The organism is Thermococcus sp. 101 C5, assembly GCF_009372125.1.
Classification (GTDB): domain Archaea; phylum Methanobacteriota_B; class Thermococci; order Thermococcales; family Thermococcaceae; genus Thermococcus_A; species Thermococcus_A bergensis.
This window is the reverse complement of sequence record NZ_WHIZ01000078.1, coordinates 1-7,505: the sequence shown is the minus strand read 5'-3', so window position 1 is coordinate 7,505 and position 7,505 is coordinate 1. Positions and strand designations below refer to the sequence as shown.

The window sequence follows — 7,505 nt, the reverse complement described above, 5'->3', positions numbered from 1 at the left end:
GGTAGGTTGTAGTATTGTTTAAAGAGGAGTATTGCCAGTATTGTTTTTACTGGAAATTTTTTGGATTTTGGCAGGTTCTTCAGCTTTCCTTCTGATTCGAAGTCTGCTAAAACGTCAAGAATTGCGAATGCCACGCTTTCAGGGTCTTTGAGTCTGTGATCCCATCTGGGGATCACGACAACCACCTGAAAGAATTCAGCAAAAACCCTAATAAAGGTTACTATAAACACGCCCTGTTCCGGCGAAAGGTTTTTAAGACTGAAACCAGTAAGTAAATAATGGTTTCAGTCCTCATTTCTCTCCCCTTTTCTGAAGAGGTATCAGAAACTTAAACCTAACGTCCCACTGCTTATCCTGACAGTGTCAACAAAAGAATTCAAAAGTTCCATTTATCACTACCTATGAAACAGCCCACTGAGTTCACCCCCCGGAAATTGAGATTACATCTTGGTTCATTGCTGATAGATTTTGTACATTTGTTTTGTACGTGCTGGGATATATAACCTTTTTTGTTTTTCTAAAAGAATGCAAAAAAGAAAAGACTATTCAAACCTCAATGATACATCTCCATAGAGAATTTTCTCTCTTCTCCCGTCCTCAAGCTCCAAGATTAATGCACCGAGTTCATCAATATCCAGAGCCTTTCCTCCAATCTCCTTATCTTCCATTATTATTTTGACATTTCTGCCTAAGAGTGCCTTCTCCCTCCATTTTTGGAGTATCTTCTCGTCATTTCCCTTGAGGAACTCTCCATACCAGTGCTCCAACCGCTCCACAAGGATTTTAAACACCTCTTCTGTGGGAATCCGCACTCCTAAAACTTTGCTTATTGATGTTGAGATGCCCACAAGTTCCTCTGGGATTGGGTTGTTGACGTTTAATCCTATGCCCAAGATAATGTAGTAAACCTCCTTCTCCGAAAAGCTCCCTTCGGTTAAGATACCACATATCTTTTTTTCGTTTACAAGGACATCGTTAGGCCACTTTATCCTTGCATCTATTCCAAATCGCTCCAGGGTTTCAACAACGGCTACTGCTCCGAGAAAAACAGTTTTAACTATGTGTTCCGGTGTAGTTTTTGGTTTTAATATCACACTCATCCACAGCCCGCCTTTAGGGGATGCCCAGATTCTGGAGTTCCTACCATAGCCGCTGTTTTGAGTGTCAGCCACTATTATGGTTCCCTCTTCCTCATTGAGGGCTATCCGTTTAGCATATTCATTGGTTGAATCTATCTCCTGAAAGTATATCACCCTCCTTCCAATGATCTTAGTGTTGAGTCCGAACATTTTTGTTTCACCGAAATGAATTTCGACAATTGAAGTATTTAGTTTTAACGATAAGTTTAAATTATTTGTCAGCAATGTATCACTAGAGGTGAGTAGTGTGGAGGCATACAACAACATTGGGATTAAGAGAAGACTTAGGAGATTTTTTAGAAGGAATGGGAGGGCTTTGATTTTTGCAATGGATCACGGGTTTGAGCACGGCCCAATGGATTTCGAAGAACACTGGGAACACATCAATCCAAGAGTCATAATTAGAAAAGTTGTTAGGGCTGGAGTAGACGGCGTGATGATGCTCCCAGGGATAGCGAGAATAGCCGGGGAAGAACTTGTCGGTAAAGATGTCGGTTTGATGGTAAAGCTCACCAGCAAAACAGAGCTCAGACCAAAGGAAGAGTGGCTTATGCAAGACCAGCTCGGGTTTGTTGAGGACGCAATTAAACTTGGCGCCGATGCTGTAGCGGCAACCGTCTACTGGGGCAGCCCATATGAAGGTGCAATGATGAGACAGTTTGCAGAAATAGCGAGCTACGCCCACGATTTAGGTTATCCGGTCGTGCAGTTTGCCTATCCAAGAGGGCCTTATATCAATGAAAAATACGGCAAGAAGGAGGACTACAGAGTGGTCATGTACGGAGCAAGGGCCGCCGCAGAAATGGGGGCAGACATGATTAAAACCTACTGGACCGGGTCAAGGGAAACATTTGCCAGAGTTGTCGACGCTGCTTCAGGCGTTCCAGTTCTTCTGAGTGGTGGAGCAAAAACAGACAATCCTCTTGACTTCCTAAAGCTTGTCTGGGAAGTTATTGAAGCTGGAGGAAGCGGAGCAGTAGTTGGAAGGAATATATTCCAGAGAGAAAACCCAGAACCGATGATTAAAGCACTTTTAAGGGTAATCCACAGAAATGAGGATCCAGAAGAGGCCGCAAAGGCCGAAGGGTTAATTTGAGTTTTCTCGTCTTTTTATCTTCTTCGGGGGGAAGACCCTCCGTAAGGGCGGGGCAGTTCACTTAACAAAAAATAAAGGCCGATTAAGTGCACCACCTTAGTTCAGGTGTTCAAGTGGGCATCAAACTCCCTGCTCTTAACAAAGTTGGCATATCCTTTCTTGTCAAGTCTTTTGCTCACATATGGGCCGTCCTTTCTATAGCCGAACTTTCTGTAGTATTCCCTAACGCCAACGCCGCTTATGATGAGCATCTTCTTTACGTCGAACTCTTCCTTCGCTATTCTTTCCGCCTCAGCCAAAAGCTCCCTTCCATAGCCCCTGTGCTGCCATTCATACTTCGGTTTTCCACCTATTGGAACCAAAGGGCCGTAGACGTGGAGCTCCCTAACTATAGCAGATGGACAGCAGTTTATCTCCTTTCTGTGGGCTTTTTCACTTGGGATTCTAAGTCTGATGAAGCCGATGAGAATGTCGTTCTTCACATCCTCAAAGCTCAAGAATATCTCGTGGCCTTCGCTTGCCTTATAATCCCCTCTCAGCAGCTTAATGTGCTCAACCTCGGGCTGAACTCCAAACTTCTGCATCTGATGCCCAACTTCCCTGAAGCGAATCTCTCTCGGCCTTATGCCCCTCTTTATGAGCTCATTGAACACCAACTGGCCTAAATTGGAGTGTTTTACTCCAGCTTCAACAAGCTGAACTGGGATATCCCTCTGTATTCTCATTACTCTGACCCACTTTGGCAGTATCTTGTAAACTTCAACTAGCAGTTCAACGGCTTCTTCAGTCGTGTAAGGCCTGTATTTTCCTTCCTTGTACCACTTGTAAAGGAGCGTGTCCTTCGTGACCAGGGTGGGATAAATTTTGAGCATATCCGGCCTGAAGCGTTCGTCTTCAAAGATTATTTGGAAGGCCTTTAAGTCCCTTTCAAAGTTACTTCCCGGAAGACCCGGCATCATGTGGTAGTTTATCTTAAGACCTGCATCCTTAAGGAGCTGGGTAGCCCTCACAGTATCCTCAACGGTGTGTCCCCTCTTCACCCTCTCATAGATGAAGTTGAACACCGTTTGAACTCCAAGCTCAACTCTCGTGGTGCCTAGCTTGAGCATTCTATCGATTTGCTTTTCCATGGCCCAATCGGGCCTTGTTTCAAGAGTTAGCCCCACCATTCTGACCTTTGCCTTCTCGTTCTTCCTCTGCTCTTCCTCGAGATAATAGTACGGCTTCCTGTGTGTTCTCTCCCAAGCTTTTTTGAAGAGGGGGTCTTCGTCAACCTCGCCAAAAAGAACAGCCTTTCTAATTTTCTCTTCAAGGTTCTCAATGTCCTTGAAGTAAGGGAAATCGTTCATGGCTTTGAAGGCCTCTTTTATGAACCACTCCTGGTAATCCAAATCCACAGCGGGGAAAGTTCCTCCCTGTATAATAACCTCAACTTTGTCTATGTCGTGGCCGATATCATAGAGCTGCTTCAAACGGTTCATCATTATGAGATAGGGATGATAAACGTTCTGAAGAGCTCTTAAAGCAGATGGCTCTTTTCCAGTGTAGCTTTGGGGAGAGCCCTCGCTTGGGCCCCCAGGGCAGTAAATACACCTGCCGTGCGGGCACGGAAACGGCTTTGTCATCATTGCAACAACAGCAACACCGCTAATTGTCCTAGTAGGCTTCTTCTTGAGGAAGTCCTTGAACTTCTCCCTATCTTCTTTGCTCATCACTCTAAGCACGTCTGAATTAGTGGGAATCTTTGAAAGGTGGTACTTCGCGGCGATTTTAACCTTAAACCGATTTAGTTCTCTCCTGTCCCTAATCTCACCCGAAATTACCGCCCTTGCAATTTCCTCGCAGGCTTTTCTATATTTTTCTTCCATTCTCATCACGTTCATAGAAGTGAACTGTCATTTAAAAGTCTTAACATCACATCCGATTTAATGTTCTTGAAGATAGACCTAAAATTGGAAAAATAAAAATCAGAATAACAGCCCCACAAGATAGGGGGCAGCAACCAGTATCATGAAGAGTATTCCTATTGAAACGCCGTTTCTAACGAATGTGGCTGAAATAAGACCAACTAGGATTGAGCCAAAGATTCCTGCGATTCCAGCATCATTGTATGCCAATACAAGCACTATTGCTAGGAACGTAGCATACAGTGCCTCTGCGGGCACTTTTTTAAAGACAAATCTGGTTAGCTGCTTTGAGTACTTAATCAGTATGAAGTACGCAAGGAGTGCAGCGAATATAGTCGCGTAAACTGTTACAAGCATTATGGTCGAAGTTGAGTACCTCTGGAGCAAGACTTCCCTCGGTGTAGCTCCTCCAAACGATGCAAGCTCAGCAAAGAATGGATGTGCCGGCCCTGCGGACATGGGCCCTGTAGGCACTCCCAATGCAATGAGTGGTATAAGGGTTCCCCCAATATAAGTGGCGTTCTTTATGGCATCTCTCACTGCATATGCCATGAGAGAACCTTTAAGTTCATCTTTTTGGCTCTCTTTTATCAAGTCCCCAAACAGGACTGTTAATCCTACAGGGCTCATAAAAGTTGCCAGGATACCACTTAACCCTGCCAAGGCAGAAGAAAGCATGACTTCCACCCTGGTAAGGTGATGCAGGGGGTTTAAAGATATCTTTCCAGTTTTTACCAGCTTAATCCGTGCATAATCTTGCCGCCTTAGATGGTGGTTATTCGGTGAGATTAAGGTTAAGAGCTCGTAGAGTATTGGGCCGATTGTAATCGCCAGAAAAATGCTCACAAACGCTGACTGTCCGTACAGTCCCCTAAGACCTTGAACAAGCATTGCAAAGGGAAATATGGCCAACAACGCAAGCACCTTTGCCTTTGACATCACTGCTAGCAGGAGTATTCCCGCGACGATCAAATACACCCAACCAGGCCAGCCTAAAGGTCCGGTAGGATTTTTAAGTAACTCCCCAAGAGGCGCCAAATAGAAGGACAGGGGCAACGTTATTGCTATAGCAACTATTGTTCCAATAATACTAGCAGTTATACCTTTTCTCAGAAGGATCTCCGAGTACCCATGTTTTCTTGCTACCAATGCATCCGGAACCTGCGGTACTGCCATAACTCCTCCGGGAATTGCCGCAAGTGCTGTAGGAACCGCATCTGCAGCTTTAAATGCTACTATTGTCCCCATAAACCACGCGAGAACAAGCAATGGATCAAATCCCGCTGCCAAAAACGCCAAGGTTATTGGAGCAATTGTAGCAGTCTCATCGGTTCCAGGGATCATTCCAATTATTATATACAACAACACGGAAAACGCCGTCAAAAGTGTGGCTTGGATTAAGAGAGTTGCAATGTCCATTTTACTCCTCCTCCACAACCCTTTTTGGTTCAATTGTTGCCGTTGATACTATAAATCCCAAAAATGCTCCGAAGGCACCTAACGTTACTCTTAGGGCATTCAACAAATCTTCCCTCCCAATCATACGAACTATCTGTGGAGCGCTAAAGTACATTAGAAATGCCAATGCGCTTGTTATTAGGAATGCTTTTATAAAATCGTGTTCTGCTATAACTTCCCCAAAAATCTCGTATAGATTTTGCTTTACCTTACTCATGGTGATTTCACCAAATAGCAACTTTTACATCGTTTCTATTTAAAACTTTCGACTACAGTTGGCACATTTTTAGGCAAGTGCCTAAGCCCATGAAAAACATTTAAACACAAGAAAAGCAACTATTAAAAGGTGAACAAGATGGTAAGCAGAGCGGAGATTGTTGCGTTCCTTGACGAGTACCTGAGCATAGGCTCTTTTCCTGACAAATCCCGAAATGGATTGCAGGTAGAAGGAAAAGAAGAGATAGAGAAGATTGCCTTTGCAGTTGATGCCTGCATGGACACCTTTGTCAAAGCCAAGGCTTTAGGAGCAGACATGCTGATAGTGCACCACGGCCTAATATGGGGAGGAATAGAGTACGTCAGAGGGCTTGTACAAAAAAGGCTTAAGTTTCTCCTCGAAAACGAGATAAACCTCTACGCCGCCCATCTGCCCCTTGACGTTCATCCTGAGGTAGGAAACAACGCACAGCTGTTGAAACTCTTAGGTTTGGAGCCAAAGGAGCCTTTCGGAGGATATAATGGCATAAACATTGGATACCTGGGAGAGTTTGAAGAGCCAAAACCATTGCCTCTGGTTGCCCAGATACTCGTGGAAAAGCTGAAGACTGACTATGTAAAAGCCTATGAATTCGGGGTCGAGGAAATAAAGAGCGTCGCCGTGGTCAGCGGCAGGGGAGGGTTTGCCATACCGGAAGCGATAGAAAAAGGCGTTGACCTTTTCATAACAGGTGAATTTCTGCACGACGACTATCACACAGCCAAGGAAGGGAGGCTAAATGTTATAGCAGCAGGACATTACGCCACAGAAACCCTTGGTGTTAAAGCACTAATGCCCTTGCTGGAGGAGAGATTTGGGGTGAGCGTTTTCTTTATAGACGAGCCGACAGGATTATAAGAGAAATGTTATATAGCCATCCCACACAATCCCCTGGGGTGAAAAAATGAACAAAACGATGCTTGTGCTTATCCTCATAACACTCAGCCTCCTAGCATACGCAGTCAATACAGCAGAGCTACCACCCGCAAGCTTCTCCTACATAGACGTTTTCTATACAAATAATGAAAGCGTGACATACATAACCTCAGACGGAACCGCTCTCTTCGGGCTGAAGATCACCCCCTACGTTGACAACTTTAACCTCGAGATCATTTTTCCTGAAGGCACATCATACCTCGTACGCTATGGCGATGAGAACATAAATGGGACCGATAAGTTCAAGATCACGGTCAAGAAAGACGAACTCCCTGAAGAGATATACATCCAGTTCCAGCTACCAAGTGAGCTAGCAAAAGAGGTCGTTCTCAATAAGGGTTCCGCAAAAATCGAAATCAAAGCCAGCAAACTACCATTCTGGAGAACCAACGAAACAATAACGGCTAGGTTCAGAAAGAGGGAGTAAGCAACTTCGATCGCCCCTTCATAATGCATTTTTTATGGACGAATCAAAGAATGCTTGCTCCATCGAGGATAACTTCCTAAATAGCAATCTCTCACAAAACCTAAATCAAACTCAAAAACTCCCTGAACTTTTTCCCAATGCCCTCTGGAGAGACAATCTCCACCTCAACACCGAGCTCCTTGAGATACTCCTCAACCCAGCTTTTTCTCAAAGGATCGTTCCTAAAGGGGTAAACCACCCAGAGATGTTTAAAGCCAGCGCGGTGAGCCTTTATCCCATTGTAGAG

The 7,505-nt window shown here is 44.6% G+C and carries 8 protein-coding genes and 1 pseudogene; 3 read left to right on the top strand and 6 right to left on the bottom strand.

Annotation, left to right across the window (positions count from 1 at the left end; genetic code table 11):
* Nucleotides 1–230, bottom strand: a 230-nt coding sequence (locus GBV73_RS09895) for a hypothetical protein (RefSeq protein ID WP_152881022.1), incomplete at its 3' end; no start/stop codon positions are given.
* Nucleotides 231–542: 312 nt separating this feature from the next.
* Entirely contained in the window at nt 543–1,289 is a 747-nt protein-coding gene (locus tag GBV73_RS09890; RefSeq protein WP_152881079.1) for a biotin--[acetyl-CoA-carboxylase] ligase, read from the bottom strand.
* A gap of 97 nt (nt 1,290–1,386) precedes the next feature.
* On the opposite strand from GBV73_RS09890, the gene fba reads away from it, so the two are divergent.
* The gene (gene fba / locus GBV73_RS09885; RefSeq protein WP_225807252.1) at nt 1,387–2,235 is read left to right on the top strand and encodes a class I fructose-bisphosphate aldolase; all 849 of its coding nucleotides are present in this window, start codon (nt 1,387–1,389) and stop codon (nt 2,233–2,235) included.
* A gap of 101 nt (nt 2,236–2,336) precedes the next feature.
* Here the strand turns inward: fba and GBV73_RS09880 are convergent, their stop codons facing one another.
* The 3 genes from GBV73_RS09880 to GBV73_RS09870 all read right to left on the bottom strand — a co-directional run bounded on the left by GBV73_RS09880 (nt 2,337) and on the right by GBV73_RS09870 (nt 5,817).
* Nucleotides 2,337–4,103 (bottom strand): tRNA uridine(34) 5-carboxymethylaminomethyl modification radical SAM/GNAT enzyme Elp3, encoded by a 1,767-nt coding sequence (locus tag GBV73_RS09880; RefSeq protein WP_152881083.1) that lies wholly within the window; start codon nt 4,101–4,103, stop codon nt 2,337–2,339.
* 99 nt (nt 4,104–4,202) lie between these two features.
* The gene (locus GBV73_RS09875) at nt 4,203–5,561 is read right to left on the bottom strand and encodes a tripartite tricarboxylate transporter permease (RefSeq protein WP_152881077.1); all 1,359 of its coding nucleotides are present in this window, start codon (nt 5,559–5,561) and stop codon (nt 4,203–4,205) included.
* 1 nt (nt 5,562) lies between these two features.
* Complete coding sequence (locus tag GBV73_RS09870; RefSeq protein ID WP_152881075.1) at nt 5,563–5,817, bottom strand: hypothetical protein; 255 nt, start codon at nt 5,815–5,817, stop codon at nt 5,563–5,565.
* A gap of 138 nt (nt 5,818–5,955) precedes the next feature.
* Between GBV73_RS09870 and GBV73_RS09865 the strand changes: the two genes are divergently transcribed.
* Together GBV73_RS09865 and GBV73_RS09860 are read left to right on the top strand one after the other, a co-directional pair.
* Nucleotides 5,956–6,714 (top strand): Nif3-like dinuclear metal center hexameric protein, encoded by a 759-nt coding sequence (locus GBV73_RS09865; RefSeq protein ID WP_152881081.1) that lies wholly within the window; start codon nt 5,956–5,958, stop codon nt 6,712–6,714.
* A 46-nt stretch (nt 6,715–6,760) separates the two neighbouring features.
* Complete coding sequence (locus GBV73_RS09860; RefSeq protein WP_152881073.1) at nt 6,761–7,219, top strand: hypothetical protein; 459 nt, start codon at nt 6,761–6,763, stop codon at nt 7,217–7,219.
* Between the two features lie 100 nt (nt 7,220–7,319).
* Here GBV73_RS09860 and GBV73_RS09855 read toward each other — a convergent pair.
* Nucleotides 7,320–7,505: pseudogene (locus GBV73_RS09855) on the bottom strand (hypothetical protein); the annotation flags it as partial.